A 622-nucleotide genomic window follows, 5' to 3' on the forward strand; every position below is an offset into this window, starting at 1 on the left:
AATGCAAATGTCCTTGTCTGCTCGTCACTCGTCTGCTCGTCAACTTATACTTATTCAGGGTATTTCATATTCTCTTCTTCCATCCTTTCGAGCACCTCTGTGAGGTATTTTCTTGCCTCAAGCCGTGCCATCGGCAGGTCGTGAAGCAGGTAGTTGCCACAGTCGCGGGGCGCAGCGCCGGGCACGTCGCCGTCAAAGTCGGCGATGAATGCGAACGTACGGCGCATCAGGTCGAGGATGTCTTGCGGTTCAAGGTTGCCCCTCATCAGCAGGTAATTGCCTGTAAGACAGCCCATTGGGCCCCAATATACTATGCGGTCACGCCACTCCGGGTCGTTGCGCAGATACGTTGCGGCCAGATGTTCGATGGTATGCAGCGCCCCTGGGTGCAGTGCCGGCTCGCGGTTTGGTTCCTTCATTCGTATGTCGAAGGTCGTGACGGTATCGCCGCCAACTTCATCCTTGCGTGAGACATATATCCCGCGCAACAGTTTCTCGTGGTTGATTGTAAAGCTGGGAATCTTGTTCATAATTGTTTTTCTTTAGGAGTTAAGGAGTTAATAGGGAGTAAAGGAGTTAAGACAAATGTCTTGTGGTATAAAAAACAAATAATACTTGATTT

At 50.3% G+C, this 622-nt stretch carries 1 protein-coding gene; it reads right to left on the bottom strand.

The features are described 5' to 3' along the window. Nucleotides 1–50: 50 nt before the first annotated feature. Entirely contained in the window at nucleotides 51–530 is a 480-nt protein-coding gene (locus H6A34_RS14555) for an S-ribosylhomocysteine lyase (protein ID WP_021947276.1), read from the bottom strand. Between the last annotated feature and the right edge of the window lie 92 nt (nucleotides 531–622).

The sequence above is a fragment of the Marseilla massiliensis genome (assembly GCF_016899855.1).
Classification (GTDB): Bacteria; Bacteroidota; Bacteroidia; order Bacteroidales; family Bacteroidaceae; genus Prevotella.